This window comes from Curtobacterium sp. MCLR17_059 (genome assembly GCF_003234665.1).
GTDB classification, from domain to species: domain Bacteria; phylum Actinomycetota; class Actinomycetes; order Actinomycetales; family Microbacteriaceae; genus Curtobacterium; species Curtobacterium flaccumfaciens.
In genome coordinates this window covers 139466-155313 of record NZ_QKSU01000010.1, presented here as the reverse complement: position 1 = coordinate 155313, position 15848 = coordinate 139466, and the positions used below count along the sequence as shown (strand labels likewise).

16 protein-coding genes are annotated in these 15848 nt (G+C 73.0%); 10 read left to right on the top strand and 6 right to left on the bottom strand.

Annotated features, from left to right (window positions below; genetic code table 11):
• Positions 1–15 precede the first annotated feature (15 nt).
• The gene (locus tag DEJ12_RS14285; RefSeq protein ID WP_258370490.1) at positions 16–2259 is read left to right on the top strand and encodes an ATP-binding domain-containing protein; all 2244 of its coding nucleotides are present in this window, start codon (positions 16–18) and stop codon (positions 2257–2259) included.
• A gap of 96 nt (positions 2260–2355) precedes the next feature.
• Here DEJ12_RS14285 and DEJ12_RS14280 read toward each other — a convergent pair whose 3' ends face one another.
• The 3 genes from DEJ12_RS14280 to DEJ12_RS14270 are packed head-to-tail and all read right to left on the bottom strand — an operon-like array spanning position 2356 to position 4836.
• Positions 2356–2625: a protealysin inhibitor emfourin gene (locus DEJ12_RS14280; protein WP_071405582.1), complete on the bottom strand. Its 270-nt coding sequence runs from the start codon at positions 2623–2625 to the stop codon at positions 2356–2358.
• 29 nt (positions 2626–2654) lie between these two features.
• Positions 2655–3704 (bottom strand): M4 family metallopeptidase, encoded by a 1050-nt coding sequence (locus tag DEJ12_RS14275; protein WP_111030491.1) that lies wholly within the window; start codon positions 3702–3704, stop codon positions 2655–2657.
• 55 nt (positions 3705–3759) lie between these two features.
• Entirely contained in the window at positions 3760–4836 is a 1077-nt protein-coding gene (locus tag DEJ12_RS14270; RefSeq protein WP_146245545.1) for a glycoside hydrolase family 6 protein, read from the bottom strand.
• A gap of 182 nt (positions 4837–5018) precedes the next feature.
• Between DEJ12_RS14270 and DEJ12_RS14265 the strand changes: the two genes are divergently transcribed.
• From DEJ12_RS14265 to DEJ12_RS18255, 8 genes are all read left to right on the top strand, one after another.
• Complete coding sequence (locus DEJ12_RS14265; RefSeq protein ID WP_111030489.1) at positions 5019–5468, top strand: VanZ family protein; 450 nt, start codon at positions 5019–5021, stop codon at positions 5466–5468.
• 100 nt (positions 5469–5568) lie between these two features.
• Entirely contained in the window at positions 5569–5838 is a 270-nt protein-coding gene (gene rpsO, locus DEJ12_RS14260) for a 30S ribosomal protein S15 (protein ID WP_017885935.1), read from the top strand.
• 336 nt (positions 5839–6174) lie between these two features.
• Complete coding sequence (locus DEJ12_RS14255; protein WP_111030488.1) at positions 6175–6792, top strand: CE1759 family FMN reductase; 618 nt, start codon at positions 6175–6177, stop codon at positions 6790–6792.
• A gap of 134 nt (positions 6793–6926) precedes the next feature.
• Positions 6927–7256 carry a hypothetical protein gene (locus tag DEJ12_RS14250; RefSeq protein ID WP_146245546.1) on the top strand — a complete coding sequence of 110 codons (330 nt, stop codon included), beginning with the start codon at positions 6927–6929 and terminating at the stop codon, positions 7254–7256.
• Positions 7253–8215, top strand: coding sequence for an FAD:protein FMN transferase (locus tag DEJ12_RS14245; protein WP_111030486.1), 963 nt, complete (start codon positions 7253–7255; stop codon positions 8213–8215). The genes DEJ12_RS14250 and DEJ12_RS14245 overlap by 4 nt, the downstream gene beginning before the upstream one ends.
• On the top strand, positions 8215–8772 hold the full coding sequence (locus tag DEJ12_RS14240) for a ferric reductase-like transmembrane domain-containing protein (RefSeq protein ID WP_111030485.1): 558 nt from the start codon (positions 8215–8217) through the stop codon (positions 8770–8772). The genes DEJ12_RS14245 and DEJ12_RS14240 overlap by 1 nt, the downstream gene beginning before the upstream one ends.
• Positions 8769–10034 carry an NADH-ubiquinone oxidoreductase-F iron-sulfur binding region domain-containing protein gene (locus DEJ12_RS14235; RefSeq protein WP_111030484.1) on the top strand — a complete coding sequence of 422 codons (1266 nt, stop codon included), beginning with the start codon at positions 8769–8771 and terminating at the stop codon, positions 10032–10034. The genes DEJ12_RS14240 and DEJ12_RS14235 overlap by 4 nt, the downstream gene beginning before the upstream one ends.
• Positions 9917–10351, top strand: a complete 435-nt coding sequence (locus DEJ12_RS18255) for a ferredoxin (RefSeq protein ID WP_258375599.1) — start codon at positions 9917–9919, stop codon at positions 10349–10351. The genes DEJ12_RS14235 and DEJ12_RS18255 overlap by 118 nt, the downstream gene beginning before the upstream one ends.
• 34 nt (positions 10352–10385) lie before the next feature.
• Here the strand turns inward: DEJ12_RS18255 and DEJ12_RS14225 are convergent, their stop codons facing one another.
• Entirely contained in the window at positions 10386–11603 is a 1218-nt protein-coding gene (locus DEJ12_RS14225) for a hypothetical protein (RefSeq protein WP_111030483.1), read from the bottom strand.
• A 281-nt stretch (positions 11604–11884) separates the two neighbouring features.
• Here DEJ12_RS14225 and DEJ12_RS14220 point away from each other — a divergent pair, with 281 nt between their 5' ends.
• The gene (locus tag DEJ12_RS14220; RefSeq protein ID WP_110864729.1) at positions 11885–14164 is read left to right on the top strand and encodes a polyribonucleotide nucleotidyltransferase; all 2280 of its coding nucleotides are present in this window, start codon (positions 11885–11887) and stop codon (positions 14162–14164) included.
• 187 nt (positions 14165–14351) lie between these two features.
• Here the strand turns inward: DEJ12_RS14220 and DEJ12_RS14215 are convergent, their stop codons facing one another.
• Together DEJ12_RS14215 and DEJ12_RS14210 are read right to left on the bottom strand one after the other, a co-directional pair.
• Positions 14352–14879 carry a YbhB/YbcL family Raf kinase inhibitor-like protein gene (locus DEJ12_RS14215; RefSeq protein ID WP_111030482.1) on the bottom strand — a complete coding sequence of 176 codons (528 nt, stop codon included), beginning with the start codon at positions 14877–14879 and terminating at the stop codon, positions 14352–14354.
• Between the two features lie 281 nt (positions 14880–15160).
• Positions 15161–15808, bottom strand: a complete 648-nt coding sequence (locus DEJ12_RS14210) for a TetR/AcrR family transcriptional regulator (protein ID WP_071405592.1) — start codon at positions 15806–15808, stop codon at positions 15161–15163.
• Positions 15809–15848 lie beyond the last annotated feature (40 nt).

The following is a 15848-nucleotide window of genomic DNA, read 5'->3' as shown; positions in this document are numbered from 1 at the left end:
CCCGAAGGGTTGCGTGTGTCCGAACCGACCGAGATCGACCGTGAACGCGGCTACGTCGACGGCCTCTTCCGTCGTCTCGACGAGCTGACCGCCGAGGCCGAACAGCGCCTCGCCGAGACCCGCCGACAGGCGGTCGGCGGGAACCACCAGAGCCGCAGCGAGCGCGACGCGTACGCGCGGCTCTACGAGGACACCGTCGCGACGCTCGAGCGGGTGGGGGACCGTCTGGTCTTCGGCCGGCTCGAGGTCGCCGAGCCCGACAACCCCGACGACACCTTCCGGTACATCGGCCGGGTGGGGCTGCGCGACGCCGAGCACCGGCCGCTGCTGCTCGACTGGCGCGTCCCCGGTGCGAGCGCCTTCTACCAGGCCACCGCGGCGCACCCGATGGGCATGCGCTCCCGCCGGCACCTGTCCCTGCAGGGCCGTCGCGTGGTCGGCGTCGAGGACGAGGTGTTCGACGCCTCGCTCTACGACGACGAGCGCACCCACCTGCAGGGCGAGGGGGCGCTGCTCGCCGCGGTGACCGCCGAGCGCACCGGCCGGATGACCGACATCGTCGCGACGATCCAGGGTGAGCAGGACCGCATCATCCGCTCCCCGCTCGAGGGCGTGCTCATCGTGCAGGGCGGCCCCGGCACCGGCAAGACCGCCGTGGCGCTGCACCGGGCCGCCTACCTGCTGTACTCGTACCGCGAGCGGCTGCGGGGCTCCGGCGTGCTCATGGTCGGCCCGTCCCCGGCGTTCCTGACGTACATCGAGCAGGTGCTGCCGTCGCTCGGCGAGACCGGTGTCGTGATGGCGTCGCTCGGCTCGCTCTACCCGGGCGTGCACGCGACGACGCACGACACCCGCGACGTCGCCGCCGTGAAGGGCGCCGCGCAGATGGCGTCCCTGCTGCGCCGGGCCGTGCGCTCGCGCCAGGTCGTGCCGACCGAGTCGGTCACGCTCGACATCGAGGGCGAGCGGCTCGTCGTGCCGCCGCAGCTCGTCGCCGACGCCATGAAGCGCGCGCAGGACCGCGGCAAGCCGCACAACGCCGCCCGCGTCACGTTCAACAAGACCGCCCTCGACGCGATGACCCGCCTGCTCGCCGAGCAGCTGCGGGAGCGCGGCACCACGGTGGACGAGGCCGACGAGAAGGTCCTGCGCGAGGACATCCGGAGCTCGTACGACGCCCGCGTGCTGCTCAACACCGCGTGGTTGCCGCTGCCGCCGGAGAAGTTCCTCGAGGACCTCTACGCCCGGCCGAACTGGCTCGCCTCGCTCACCCCCGACTGGACCCCGGAGCGCCGAGCCCTGCTGCAGCGCGCCCGCGGCACGGCCTGGACCGTCGAGGACGTCCCCCTGCTCGACGAGGCCGCCGAACTGCTCGGCCCGTTCGACCCGACCGGCGGCGCCGCCAAGCGCGCCGCGAAGGCCAGCCGGAACCGCGACATCGAGAACGCCCGCCAGGCGATCGAGAACATGGGCGTCGAGGGCATCGTCAGCGCCGAGCAGGTCGCCGGCTCGTTCGCCGAGGGCGGCGACCCCCGCTCCACCGCCGAGCGCGCCGCCGACGACCGCGAGTGGACCTACGGGCACATCGTCGTCGACGAGGCGCAGGAGCTCTCGCCGATGCAGTGGCGCGTGCTCGCCCGCCGCAACCCGCTGCGCTCCTTCACGATCGTCGGCGACATGGCGCAGGGCTCCTCGCCGGGTGCAGCACGCACCTGGGACGACGTCATCGGGGCGCTCGCGCGTCGCCGACGCGGCCGTGCGCCGCAGGTGCCGCTCGACCACCGCATCGAGCAGCTCACGGTCAACTACCGCACCCCGCGCTCCATCGTGGAGGCCGCCGGGGCCTTCGCGGACAGCGCCGGCCTCACCGTCACCCGCAACGAGGCCGTTCGAGACGGTGACCCCGTCGAGCGCGTCCGAGTCGCCCGGGCCGACCTGCTCGACACCGTCGTGGCCGTCGCCGACGCCGAGCGTGCCCGGATCGGCTCCGGCACCATCGGCGTCATCGTCCCCGAGGCCCAGGTCGACACGGTCCGGCAGCGGCTCGCCCGCACCGAGGCGGACGTCCGGGGCCTCGCCTCGCCGACCGCCGGCTCGCTCACGGTGCTGACGGGGGCGGACGCCAAGGGCCTGGAGTTCGACGGTGTGCTGCTCGTGGACCCGGACGGCGTGGGTGCCGACGCCGCCCGTGCCGCCGCCGCGGTGTACGTCGCGATGACGCGTCCGACCCGTCGCCTGACGGTCATCGACGTCGACTGACGGTCGTGCGCGTGTCCCTGCGCACGATCGGTGGGTGGTGGCGTCCCCGCGGGGCGGACGGGAGGCCCGGTGCGGGCCCGCCACGGGCCTCCCGGATCAGGTCGGGTCGCCCTCGGACCGCACCCGCGCGACCAGGTCGGCCCACGGACCGTCGAGGCGGCGTCCCGGGATCGTCACGGTGGTGCGCTCGACGGTGATCGTCCAGCTGAAGTCGTCGGGGACGGGCGCAGCCGTCGGTGCCGGGGTACGCCGCAGCGCGTCCACGACGTCGGACCACGCCGTGGGGTCGCTGCTCGTGTCGGTGTCGACCCGCCAGCGCCGTGTGGTGCCGGCGAAGCCCCCGGAGCGGCGGACCTCGATGCGCATGCCCTCGACGCTACGCCCGGGTGGCCTGCTCAGTCGAGCACGCCCACCTGCTGCCAGGCCTGACGGACCGCGGTCTGCTCGGCGGAACCGTCCCCGAACCGCCGCCCGGCCGCGTCGACGGTGACGGTGGCGAAGCCCGCGAAGTCGATCGAGGCGGTCACCTCGGCCGACGTCAGGGCGTCCCACCAGACGGCGCCGGCACCGAGCCACGCGGGGCCGCCGATGGCCGTGGCCGTCAGGAAGAACGCGTGGTTCGGGATGCCGGAGTTCGTGTGGACCCCGCCGGCGTCGTCCGTGGTGACGACGAACCCGGCCATGGTCGCCGGCTGCGGGTCCTTCCCGAGCACCGGGTCGTCGTACGCGGTGCCGGGGGCCCGCATCGACCGGAGGGCGTCGCCCTGCACGGCGTCGGTGAACAGCCCCTCGCCGATGAGCCAGCTCGCCTGCTCCGCCGTCTGCCCCGCCGCGTACTGGGCGACCAGGGAGCCGAAGACGTCGCTGATCGACTCGTTGAGGGCGCCCGACTGGCCCTGGTAGGTCAGGTCGGCGGTGTACTGCGTGACGCCGTGCGCGAGCTCGTGGCCGATGACCTCGAGCGCGACGGTGAAACGGCGGAACACCTCGTCGTCGCCGTCGCCGAACACCATCCGGCGGCCGTCCCAGTAGGCGTTGTCGTAGTCCTGGCCGTAGTGCACGGTCGCGTCGAGGGGAAGCCCGGCGCCGTCGATCGACACCCGGTCGAACACCTCGAGCCAGAAGGCGTGCGTGGCGCCGAGGCCCGCGTACGCCTCGTCGACCGCGGCGTCACCGGAGTCGGCGTCGCCCTCGCGCCGGACGACGGTGCCGGGCAGCGTCGTGGTGCCGTGGGCGTCGGTGATCGTCCGCTGCGGGGAGCGGTCGACGGCACCGCTGACGCCGCGTGGTGCGACCAGGTGCTCGTGCTTCGGCGCCTGCACGGCGTCGAGCGAGGCCAGTGCGGTGCGTGCCGCCGAGGCCGCCCGGGGGAACGCGTCGGCGTCGGCGACGGCGCGGAGCAGGTAGGGCGGGACGACGGAGCGGATGCGGTCGGTCGCGGTCATGCGCACATGCAACCACCGGGCACCGACACCCTGCGCGGGCCGTCTCGTGGCGTGGTCAGTCGCGCTTGCGGTGCTCGACGAGGGCCAGCGCGTACGACTCCCACCACTGGCCGGCCGCGGGGCCGCCGTTGCAGGTGCCGTCGCTGAGCCCCGGCGTCTTCACCCAGAGCAGGGCGTCGAGCCGGGTGCTGCCGCCGGTGACGTGCGGCTCCTGGCCGAGGCCGGCGCCCTCGGGGTTGCACCAGGTGCCCCGCCACCCCTGCCCGTTGCGGGAGACGTCGATGACGAAGTGCGGGTCGCCGCCGATCGCGTCGGCGAGCTCGTCGGCGTACGCGCGCTCCTGGTCGACGCGGTAGAAGTTCGACACGTTCGTGAAGAATCCCTGCACCTCGTCGACACCGGCCTGCCGCAGCCAGTCCGCCATGGTGGCGGTCGGCACGCGGTTCTCGTTGCCGCCGTCCAGGTACACGGTGAGGCCGTGGCCGGTCAGCGCGTCGACGGCCTTGCGCAGCAGGGGCAGGCGTTCGTCGCGCAGCCGCTCGCAGTTCTGGATCTGGGCGATCGAGTCGGGCTCGACGAGCACGACGGCGTGCGAACCGGCCATCGCCCGGACGGCGGACCGGACCCACGGCAGGTAGGCGTCGTCCTCGGTGCCGCCCTTCGAGTAGCTGCCGCAGTCACGGTCCGGGATGTTGTAGAGGACGAACACGGGGGTGCCACCGCGTTGCTCCGCCGTGCTGACCACCGACCGGATCGTCGAGCGGGTCTCGGCCCGCGAGGTGTTCGTCAGCCACGTCGCGATCGGCTGGTCGGCGATCACCGCGATCTGCTCGGCGGTCTCGGCGTCGCCCTCGGCCCGGGCCTGGCGCTCGCGGAGGCCGGCCTGGTTCACGGCGGTCGGCTGGCGCGCGAGCCCGCCCGGGAACGCCTCGGCCGCGGACTTCCGCTCGGCGACGCTGCGCCCGCTCGGGGTACGGTCGCCGTCCGGCTGGCCGCCGTTCCACGGGCCGACGACCACGAGGGTCGTGACGACCGCGGCGACGACGACGGCCGCAGCGGCGATCCACCCCCACTGCCGCAGGCCGCCGGTGCGGTTGCGGCGTGGGGTGCTGGGTGCCTCGTGCTCCGGCATGCTGCGGTGCTCCTGATCTGACCGTGCGGTGTCGGTGGTGCGGGCACCGATCGCGCCCGGACCCATGCTGACAGGTGCGGGGGAGTCCTGACCAGCGCCGATCCGCGATCGCCCAGGTGTCGCACCGACGGCTGACAGGAGCGCTCCAGCGACCGCGCAGGACCGTGCAGCACACTGTGCGGATGTTCCGTCGACTCCTCCTCCTCGCCCTGACCGCGGGCTACGCCTGGGTGATCTGGCGGATGACGCTGACCCCGCAGGTCTTCACGTCGGCCCAGAACTCCCTCGTACTGCACGCGATCGCCTGGGTGCAGCAGCTGCCGCACGGTGCCTGGTTCACGTACGAGCGCACCGAGTTCCTCGCCAACATCGCGATGTTCGTGCCCGTGGGGATGCTCGCGGCGCTGTGGTTGCCCCGGCGCTGGTGGATCCTCGGCGCGCTCCTCGCGGTCGCGCTGTCCACGGGCATCGAGTTCGCGCAGGCCACGTACCTGCCGTACCGCGTCGCGGACCCGCGCGACGTGCTGTCGAACGGCCTCGGCGGACTGCTCGGCGCGACGCTGGTCGGACTCGTCCGCAGCCTGCTGCCGGAGCGTCGCCGCCGACGCCGTCTGCACCCCAGGACCGCCTAGGACTCTGGTAGTCTTGTGCGGTTGCCGTCGAACGGCCGCGGACAAAGAGCGCTCGTGCATCAGGCACGGGCACCGCGCAACGGACAGGAAGGGGATCACCATGGCACTTGACGCACAGGTCAAGCAGGAGATCATCGAAGAGTACGCGACCCACCCGGGCGACACCGGATCCCCCGAGGTCCAGGTCGCCGTTCTGACGCGTCGTATCAACGACCTGAACGAGCACCTCAAGGAGCACAAGCACGACCACCACTCGCGTCGTGGCCTGCTCCTCATGGTCGGTCAGCGTCGCCGTCTCCTCGGCTACCTCTCCGACGTCGACATCGCCCGCTACCGCACGCTCATCGAGCGCCTCGGCCTGCGTCGCTAGTCGACCGACACACGCTTGACCGAACGCCCCGGTCCTCTTCGTGAGGACCGGGGCGTTCTTCGTTCCGCGGGGCGTCCGACGCTCGGCGGGGGCCCCGCTCAGTCCGCACTCCGTCCTCGGTCGGTCGCGAGGTCGGTCACGACACGTCGCCCGCGCTCGTCCCGCGGTCACGACTCGTCGGCCACCACGGTCCCAGTCGACACTTCGTGACCGCTCCGCAGTCAGCGCGCGGGGAGTCGTGACCGATCGGCACGCTGTTCGATGGCGGGAATGGTTGCGAGGGGGACCTGGTTGGATGCTATGTTCATGCAAACGCATCGAAAGTCGGGAAGCATCATGACCACCATCGCCGTCGTCTCCGCCGGACTCTCCGAGCCCAGCTCCACCCGCCTGCTCGCCGACCGTCTCGGCGAGGCCGCCGCCGCGTCGCTCGTCGCCGAGGGCACCCCGGCACACGTCGTGCACGTCGAACTCCGGCCGCTCGCGCACGAGATCACCGACGCGATGCTCACAGGCTTCGCGGCCCCGGCACTCTCGGCAGCGATGGCCGCCGTGGTCGAGGCCGACGCCGTCGTGTTCGTCACGCCGATCTTCACCGCGGGCGTCAGCGGACTGGCGAAGTCGTTCCTGGACGTGCTCGACAAGGACTCGATGGCCGACATGCCCGTGCTGCTCGGGGCCACCGGCGGGACCTCGCGGCACTCCCTCGCGATCGACCACGCCCTGCGGCCCGTCTTCGCGTACCTGCGCGCGGCGATCGTGCCCACCGGGGTCTTTGCCGCGACCGACGACTGGGGGACCGACGGTGACGCGGCCGCCCTGGACGGTCGCATCCGCCGGGCCGGAGCCGACCTGACCTGGGCGATCCGGGCCTCCAGGCGGGCCCCGCAGGAAGCCGATGCGCTCCCCGCGACCCCGGACTTCGCGAGCCTGCTCGGCGGCCTCGGCCACTGACCCGCGTCCCGCCGCCGTCGACGGGAGCGCGTGCTCTTAGACGGACCACAGGGTTCGTACGGGCGGTGCGCGGCGGGTGCGCGGCTGGCTCATCGGTGCCCTCGGGAACCTCGTCATGACGACGAGGAGCACCGATGGACACCAGAGGCAGCGGCAGGCGATCCGCACGGATCACGAGTGCGCTCGTCAGCGTGGGCGGGCTCGTGGTGGCGATGGTCACCGGTGCGGGGCTCTGGCTCGGGCACGAGCAGGCGAGCACGAGCACGAGCACGAGCAGTGACACGAGCACGAGCACGAGCAGCTCCAGCAGCAGCGAGTCCAGCAGCAGTGCCGACACGAGCACCGACTCGTCGACCCAGCCGACCGACTCCGCCACGAGCGACTCCGGGACCAGCGACTCGGACACCGGGGTGTCGCAGGGCACCACCGGCGGGACCTCCGACACCACGACGACGGGGTCGTGACCGTGCACGCCGCCACCGACTGGGACCTCTGGACCACGACCGCCCGGGTCGTCCTCGACCACCGGGACCGTCGGCACCTCGCTGCCGCGGAGTCCTGCGTCCGGCAGGTCACCTCCGCCGTCGACGCCGCGTGCAGCCGCTTCCGCGACGACTCCGAACTCACCGCACGCGCCGACGACCTCGTGCGTGGCACCGAGGTGTCGCCGCTCCTCGCCGCACTGGTGCACCAGGCCCTCGACGCAGCCCGGCTCTCCGACGGTGACGTCGACCCCACCCTCGGGTGCCGGATGGTGTCCCTCGGGTACGACGCCGCCTTCGCCGACGCCCGGCCGGTCCCGTCGCCCGAGGCCCTGTCGCGTGCACTCGACGACCGTCCGGCGTGGCAGCGCATCCTGCTGTCGGGCACGTTCCTGCGCATCCCCGAGGGCGTCACCCTCGACCTCGGTGCCACGGCGAAGGCCGCTGCCGCCGACATGGCCGCGGCGAGCATCACCGCACGGCTCGGCATCGGGGCGCTGGTGTCCCTCGGCGGTGACGTCGCGACCGCCGGCCCGGATCCGTCCGGCGGCTGGCAGGTGCGGGTGGAGGACCTCGAGGGTGACCCGGTCGACCACGTCCGGATCGCCTCGGGGTGGTCCGTGGCGACCTCGAGCACGCAGAAGCGCCGCTGGGAGCAGGACGGCACCGCCCGGCACCACATCCTCGACCCCCGGTGGGGTCTGCCCGCCGAGCCGGTCTGGCGCACGGTGACCGTCGTCGCCCCGTCGTGCACCACGGCCAACACGATGACGACGGCCGCCGTGGTGCGCGGTCGCACCGCCGCCGAGTGGCTCCGGCAGAGCGGACGCGCCGCCCGCCTCGTCGCCGCCGACGGCACGGTCGTGCGGCTCGGCGGCTGGCCCGACGACCGAGGCGCCGACGGCCAGCGCGCCGACGACGACCGATCGGCGGTCGCCTGATGGACACCGCGCTCTGGGTGATCGGCCGGGGGACCGGGGTCACCGCCGTCCTGCTCCTCACCCTCACGGTGCTCCTCGGCATCGTCACCAGGGGCGGACGACCGCTGCCCGGACTGCCCCGGTTCGCCGTGCAGCTCGTGCACCGGGACGTCGCCCTCGCCGCCACCGTGTTCGTTGCGGTGCACGTGGGTTCGTTGCTGCTCGACACCGAGGCCGAGCTGCGCCTCCTCGACACGGTCGTGCCGTTCGTCGGCGCCGACCGGTGGTTCTGGCTGGGGCTCGGCACCCTGGCCGTCGACCTGCTCGTCGTGCTCGTCGTCACCGCACTGCTCCGCCGCGCGATCGGCCCGCGGGTCTTCCGCGCCGTGCACTGGGCGGCCTACGCCATGTGGCCGATCGCCCTGGCCCACGCGGTCGGCACGGGGACCGACGGCACCTCCGTGTGGTTCCTCGTACTCGCCGGCGTCTGCACCGCGGCGGTCGTCGTCGCCGTCGTCTGGCGCTGCACCGCCCGTGTCACCGAGTTCCGTTCCGCGAAGCTGGAGGTCGTCCGATGACCCTGACCCACCCCCGCACCGTCGTCCCGCCCACCGGCACCCGACGGCTCCTGGCCGCACCCGGTCCGACGCGCATCGACCACGAGGACACCTTCGGCCCGCTCCCGCAGCTCGGCCCGTGGCTGGTCGACGAACTCGGCCGCGCCGGCGTCGACGGCCGCGGCGGAGCCGGGTTCCCGCTCGCCCGGAAGCTCGCCGCCGTGACCGTCCGCGGCCGCCGTCGGGGACGGGGTGCGCCCCTCGTGGTCGCGAACGCCGCCGAGGGGGAACCCGCCAGCCGCAAGGACGCCGTCCTGCTCGAGCGCGCACCGCACCTGGTGCTCGACGGCATCGTCGTCGCGGCCGCCGCGGTCGGTGCGTCCGAGGCAGTGCTCGCCACGAGCGACCAACTCGCCGGTCCGGTCCGCCGGGCACTGGCGGAACGCACCGACCGCGGCGGCGACCCCGTGCCGATCAGCCTGCGGGTCCTGCCCCACGCCTCCTTCGTCTCCGGGGAGGCCAGCGCCCTCGCCTCGGCCGTCGCCGGTGGCCAGGGTGTGCCCGAGGACCGCGTGGTGCGGCTCGCCGAACGAGGCCCGAGCGGGCGACCGACCCTGGTGTCGAACGTCGAGACCCTCGCCCAGGCAGCACTCGTCGTGCGCTTCGGGGCGGCGTGGGCCCGGGGCGTCGGCAGCCCGAGTGCCCCCGGCACCCGGCTCGTCACGGTGAGCGACGTGACGGACCCGACCACCGCGGTGGTGCTGGAGACCGCCGGGGGTGCGCCGCTCGGGGAACTGCTGCGGGCCTCCCGGCTGCCGGTGACCGATCCGGCGCACACGCGCGCCGTGCTGGTCGGCGGATGGGGCGGGACATGGCTGCCGGCCGCGGCCCTCGACGCGTCGTTCGACCCCGAGGGACTGGCTCGGTGGGGTGCCGCGCCCGGGGCCGGGGTGCTCGCCGTGCTCGACGACCGGACCTGCCCGATCGCGGTGACGGCACGGCTGGCGGCGGCGCTCGCCGGAGCGTCCGCCGGACGGTGCGGACCCTGCGTGAACGGACTGCCGCGGATCGCCGACGTCGTCGGGGACCTGGCCTCCGGGCGAGCAGCGGGGGACCTGGCGGGAGAGGTGCGTCGGGTCGCCGCGCTGGTGGACGGGCGTGGGGCGTGTCACCACCCGGACGGTGTGGCACGGATGGTGCGGAGCGCGCTCGACGTGTTCCACGACGACGTGCAGGCGCACCTCGGTGGCCGGTGCCTGCTGCGACGCGGGGGTGCGCGGTGAGCGGGGGCGTCGGCGCGGGCGCGGGTGTCGTCTCGCTGCACGTCGACTGGACGCGCTGCCGGGGCCGGGGGTTGTGCACGGAACTGTTCGCCGAGCGGCTCGAGCGCGACGAGTGGGGCTACCCGATCGCCCGGGCCGGCACCCCCGGCGCCCGGGCCGGAGGCGACCCCGGCGATCCGGGCGACCCCGGCACCCCCGACCCCGGCACCCCCGACACCGGCACCCGCGACGTCCCGGTCCGTCCGCACGAGCGGGCCGCTGCGGCCGACGCCGTCGCGATGTGCCCCCTGCAGGCGCTCCGACTGGTGGAGCGGTGAGCAGCCGGCGACCGGCGCCCGGCCGGCCCAGCGCTCAGTACCAGTGCGGGTTGACGCTCATCTCGTGGCCCCACGCCCCGCAGGGTGATCCGTAGGCGCTCTTGATGTACGCGAGCCCCCAGTCGATCTGCGTGTTCGCGTTGGTGCGCCAGTCGGCTCCGGCGACCGCCATCTTCTCGGCCGGCAGCGACTGCGGGATGCCGTAGGCACCGCTCGAGGAGTTGAGGGCGTTCGCCCGCCACCCGGACTCCTGCGTCCAGAGCGACACCAGGCACGAGAACTGGTCGGAGCCCCACCCGTACGATCCGAGTGCGCTCCGTGCGTAGGCCTGCGCGGCCGCGGGGTCCACGGCGACGCCTCCGGTGCTCGGGTAGGACGAACCGGTGCCGCCGCTGGTCGCGCCGCCGCTGGAAGCGCTGCTGCCGGCGTTCGCCGCGGCTGCGTTCGCCGCCGCCTCGGCCGCAGCCGCTGCGGCCCGCTTGCGCTGCTGCTCCGCCTTCTGCGCGGCGACCCGCTGGCCGAGCTCGTACCCGGCCTCCTGCTTCGCGGTGCTGTCCTTGAGCGACGCGAGCTGCGCGTACAGCTCGTCGCTGTGCTGCTCCGTCGACTCGACGGCGGCGTCCGCCGCCTGTTCCGCCGACTTCGCTGCGGCCGATCGTTCCTCGGCCGCCTGGGCGCGCGTCGCGCGCTCCGTCTCGGCCCGCTCGGCCTGCTCGTGCAGCGACGACGCCGTGCCGGCCGCGACGGACGCGTCGTCCATGACGCCGGCCCAGGTCTCCGACAGCTGGTCGAGCGCGCCGAGCTGGTAGAGCAGCTGGTCCGGGTTCTTCGCGGTCGCGATGCGGGTGGTCATCTGGTTCGTGCTGCCGTCGCGGTACAGGTTCGCGGCCAGTTGACCGGCCCGCTGCTGGGCCCGGTCCGCCGTCTCGCTCGCGTGCTGCGCCTGGGCCTGGAGGCTCGTGGCGGCCTGGGTGGCCGACGCCAACTCCGACTCGGCCACGTCCGCCTTCGACGAGGCCACCAGGGCGGCCTGCGACTTCGCGGCGGCTTCGTCCTGCGCCGACTGCAGCGCCGCCTGCACCTTCTGCACCTCGGCGCGCTTGGCGGTCTCGTTGCCCTTGGCGCGCTGGACGTCCTGCCAGGTGGGGTACTCGGTGGCGTTCGCGGGGGCAGCGGTCAGGGCCGGGGCGACGAGCGCGCCGACGACCACGGCGGCCGCGACGAGCACGCCCCGCGAGGGGGTGAGGCGCATGTCGGCAGGCTACCGATGTTCACCAGGAGTCCAGCGAGCCGCGCCGCCGACAGCCTGAGGACTGGTAAAGTCCATCGTGTCCGAGGACTCATTCCCCGGACGTCACACACAACACTGCGCAGGCCGGGCACGGAGCTGGTCATCGGTGGTGGCTCGCGGGCCGGAACGGTTTCCCGAGTGCTTCTACTGCTGGCCAGACATGCGTCCGGAACGATCGGCGCGCACGCACCATCGAGTGCCGTCGCCATGGCCTGCCGGAAACACATCAAGGAGGCGCCCTTTTGGAGGGTCCCGAGATCAAGTTCGCCGAAGCCGTCATCGACAACGGCAAGTACGGCAAGCGCACCGTCCGGTTCGAGACCGGTCGGCTCGCACAGCAGGCCCAGGGCGCGGTCGCCGCGTACCTGGACGAGGAAACGATGCTCCTCTCGGCCACCAGCGCCGGCAAGCACCCGCGTGAGGGCTTCGACTTCTTCCCGCTGACCGTCGACGTCGAGGAGCGTTCCTACGCCGCCGGCAAGATCCCCGGTTCGTTCTTCCGTCGCGAAGGCCGTCCGTCGACCGAGGCCATCCTCGTCTGCCGTCTGATCGACCGGCCGCTGCGTCCGTCGTTCGTCGACGGCCTCCGCAACGAGGTGCAGATCGTCATCACCGTCCTGAGCATCGCTCCGGACGAGTTCTACGACGCGCTGGCGATCAACGCCGCGTCCGCGTCGACGCAGATCTCCGGTCTGCCGTTCTCCGGCCCGATCGCCGGTGTGCGCCTCGCGCTCATCGGCGACCAGTGGGTCGCGTTCCCGAAGGCTTCGCAGCTCGCCGACGCCGTGTTCGACCTGACCGTCGCCGGTCGTGTCGTCACGGACGAGGCCGGCAACGAGGACGTCGCGATCATGATGGTCGAGGCGGAAGCCACCGAGCACGCCTGGGACCTCATCCAGGGCGGCGCCACGAAGCCCGACGAGGCCATCGTCGCCCAGGGTCTCGAGGCGGCCAAGCCGTTCCTCAAGTCCCTCGTCGACGCGCAGGCCAAGCTCGCCGCGCAGTCGGCCAAGGAGATCCAGGACTTCCCGGTCTTCCCGCCGTACGCGCCCGAGGTCTACTCGGCCGTCGAGGCCCTCGCGCTCTCCGAGCTCGGTGACGTCTACAAGATCGCCGCCAAGACCGAGCGTCAGGACGCCGACGACGCGCTCAAGTCGCGCGTCAAGGCCGCCATCGCCGAGCAGGTCACCGCGGGCTCGCTGCCCGAGGTTGCCAACTCGCAGGTCGGCGCCGCGTACAAGTCGGTCACGAAGAAGGTCGTCCGCGGCCGCATCCTGACCGAGCAGATCCGCATGGACGGCCGCGGCCTCGCCGACATCCGTCCGCTCGACGCCGAGGTCGCCGTGATCCCGCGCGTCCACGGTTCGGCGATCTTCCAGCGTGGCGAGACGCAGATCCTCGGCGTCACCACGCTGAACATGCTCAAGATGGAGCAGCAGATCGACTCGCTGTCGCCCGTCACGAAGAAGCGCTACCTGCACCACTACAACTTCCCGCCCTACTCGACCGGTGAGACCGGCCGCGTGGGTTCGCCGAAGCGTCGCGAGATCGGGCACGGCTTCCTCGCCGAGCGCGCCCTCGTGCCGGTGCTGCCGTCGCGTGACGAGTTCCCGTACGCCATCCGTCAGGTCTCCGAGGCGCTCAGCTCCAACGGCTCGACCTCGATGGGTTCCGTCTGCGCCTCGACCCTGTCGCTGCTCAACGCCGGTGTGCCCCTCAAGGCCCCGGTCGCCGGCATCGCGATGGGCCTGGTCTCCGACACCGTCGACGGCCAGACCCGCTACGCGGCACTGACCGACATCCTCGGTGCGGAAGACGCGCTCGGCGACATGGACTTCAAGGTCGCCGGTACCTCGGAGTTCGTCACCGCGATCCAGCTCGACACCAAGCTCGACGGCATCCCGTCGACGGTGCTGGACGCGGCGCTCAAGCAGGCCAAGGAGGCCCGCTCGGCCATCCTCGGTGTGCTGAACGAGGCCATCGACGCCCCCGACGAGATGGCGGACACCGCTCCTCGCGTCATCTCGGTGCAGATCCCCGTCGACAAGATCGGCGAGCTGATCGGCCCGAAGGGCAAGACGATCAACGGCATCCAGGACACCACTGGTGCCGACATCTCGATCGAGGACAACGGCACCGTCTACATCGGCGCCGTCGACGGTCCGTCGGCCGAGGCCGCTCGTGCCCAGGTCAACGCGATCGCGAACCCGACCAACCCGGAGATCGGGGACCAGTTCCTCGGCACCGTCGTGAAGATCGCCACCTTCGGCGCCTTCGTGTCGCTGCTCCCGGGCCGTGACGGTCTGCTCCACGTCTCCGAGGTGCGCAAGCTCGCCGGTGGCAAGCGTGTGGAGAACGTCGAAGACGTGCTCGGCGTCGGCCAGAAGGTCCTGGTCGAGGTCACCAAGGTGGACGACCGCGGCAAGCTGTCGCTCGCGCCGGTCGTGGCCGACGAGACCGAGGGTGACTCCACCTCGGCCGAGACGGTCCGCGCCCACGCCGAGGACCCGGCCGAGGGCTGATCCTCCCCGCGTCCTGACGCACGAACGGCCGCCGTCCCTTCCGGGGCGGCGGCCGTTCGCCGTTGCGGGGCAGGTGCCACGCGTGCGTTGGCCGCGCGTGCTTTCGCGGTCAGCGACACCTCACGGGCACGGCGCCGCGTGAACGGTCGCTGTGCGCGAAGGATCGCCGCGCCGTGCCACGTGCCGGTCAGGCCGCGGGGGTCTCCTGCGTGCCCATGAGCTGCGCGCGCCCGAGCAGGTGTCCACGGAGCATGAAGCCCACGACCGCGGGGGTCGCGTCGGCGGGGACCTCGAGCACGGGGACGTCGAGGGCGCTCAGCGTGAAGAAGTAGCGGTGCACACCGTGGCCCGCGGGCGGAGCGGCCCCGAGGAACGTGTCCGTGCCGAACTCGTTTCGGCGGCGGAGTGCCTCGGCGGGCAGCAGGGTGTCGTCGGTACCGGCACCTGCGGGGAGCGAGGTCGCCGAGCCCGGGATGTCGGTCAGGCTCCAGTGCCAGAAGCCGGAGCCGGTCGGGGCATCGGGGTCGTAGACGGTCAGGACGAAGCTCTTCGTGCCCTCGGGCGCGTCCGTCCACTCGAGTGCGGGGGAGCGGTCCTCGCCTCCGACGTCGGAGCCGCGTGCCGAGGTGGGCAGCTCGCCTCCGTCGGTGAAGTCGGGGCTCGTCAGGGTGAAGGACGGGACGTCGGGCAGGTTCCAGTTGGGGTCGTTGGCCATGCCCCCAGCCAACACCCGCCGGCTCGGGCTGCGCTCGGTGCGCGCGCGGGGCTGTGGGAGTTCGCACGTGACGGCCTGGAGGCGCGGTGCGGGCCCGCCACGGGCCTCCCGTCCGGCCGCGGTCGCCTCGACCGCCCCGCGAAAGCGACACATGTGCGTCGCGCGGGCGCGTCGGTGCCGCGAAGGCGACAGGATGCCGCAAGCTGTTCGGGGCTATCTGTCGCTTTCGCGAAAGCGACAGCCGACAGCCGACGGCGACAGCGCTGGCGACGAGCCGGGCGTCAGCCCGCGAGCACCCGGTCGACCACGCGGTTGAGCGCGGCGGTGGCGGCGATCGCGTCACCGGCGTACGCGCCGGCCATCGCACCGTCGCGCGCGAGCATGAGCTCGTCGGCGCCGTCGCCGGGCAGGGGGTGTCCGGCCTCCTGCAGCAGGGTCGCCAGCCGTTCGGTGTACCAGTCGCGGTGCACGGCGACCACCTGGCGGACCGGGTCGCGCGGGTCGTGGTACTCGGCGGCGGCGTGCAGGAACGCACAGCCGCGGAACGCCGGGTCGTTGACGTCGTCGGCCAGTGCGGCGACCCACGCACGGACGGCCCGCTCGGGGGAGCCGGCGTCGGTGATGAGCTGCTCCATCCGCTCCTGCACGCGCTCGTGCTGGGTGCGGATGTAGGCCAGGATCAGGTTGTCCTTCGACCCGTAGTGCTTGTAGAACGTCGCCTTCGTGACGCTCGCCTCGGAGATGAGACGGTCGACGCCGACGCTGTGGATGCCCTCTTCGTAGAAGAGCCGCGTGGCGGTCTCGAGGACACGGACCTTCGCGCCGCCGGAGCGGGGAGTCGGGGGGACGCTCGACCCGTCCGGCGACGCGAGGTTCGTGCTCGGGCCGGGGAGACGCTGGACGGCCGGTTGGGGGGAATCGACCGTCACAGCGTGTACTCCTCGGACTCATCGGCTCCGCGACCGGAGT

Coding starts and splice junctions, on each gene's coding strand:
- DEJ12_RS14280 (WP_071405582.1), bottom strand. CDS start 2,625: ATGCGCATCGAGGTCCGCCGCTCCGGGGGCTTCGCCGGCACCACACGG.
- DEJ12_RS14275 (WP_111030491.1), bottom strand. CDS start 3,704: ATGACCGCGACCGACCGCATCCGCTCCGTCGTCCCGCCCTACCTGCTC.
- DEJ12_RS14270 (WP_146245545.1), bottom strand. CDS start 4,836: ATGCCGGAGCACGAGGCACCCAGCACCCCACGCCGCAACCGCACCGGC.
- DEJ12_RS14265 (WP_111030489.1), top strand. CDS start 5,019: ATGTTCCGTCGACTCCTCCTCCTCGCCCTGACCGCGGGCTACGCCTGG.
- rpsO (WP_017885935.1), top strand. CDS start 5,569: ATGGCACTTGACGCACAGGTCAAGCAGGAGATCATCGAAGAGTACGCG.
- DEJ12_RS14255 (WP_111030488.1), top strand. CDS start 6,175: ATGACCACCATCGCCGTCGTCTCCGCCGGACTCTCCGAGCCCAGCTCC.
- DEJ12_RS14250 (WP_146245546.1), top strand. CDS start 6,927: ATGGACACCAGAGGCAGCGGCAGGCGATCCGCACGGATCACGAGTGCG.
- DEJ12_RS14240 (WP_111030485.1), top strand. CDS start 8,215: ATGGACACCGCGCTCTGGGTGATCGGCCGGGGGACCGGGGTCACCGCC.
- DEJ12_RS14235 (WP_111030484.1), top strand. CDS start 8,769: ATGACCCTGACCCACCCCCGCACCGTCGTCCCGCCCACCGGCACCCGA.
- DEJ12_RS14225 (WP_111030483.1), bottom strand. CDS start 11,603: ATGCGCCTCACCCCCTCGCGGGGCGTGCTCGTCGCGGCCGCCGTGGTC.
- DEJ12_RS14215 (WP_111030482.1), bottom strand. CDS start 14,879: ATGGCCAACGACCCCAACTGGAACCTGCCCGACGTCCCGTCCTTCACC.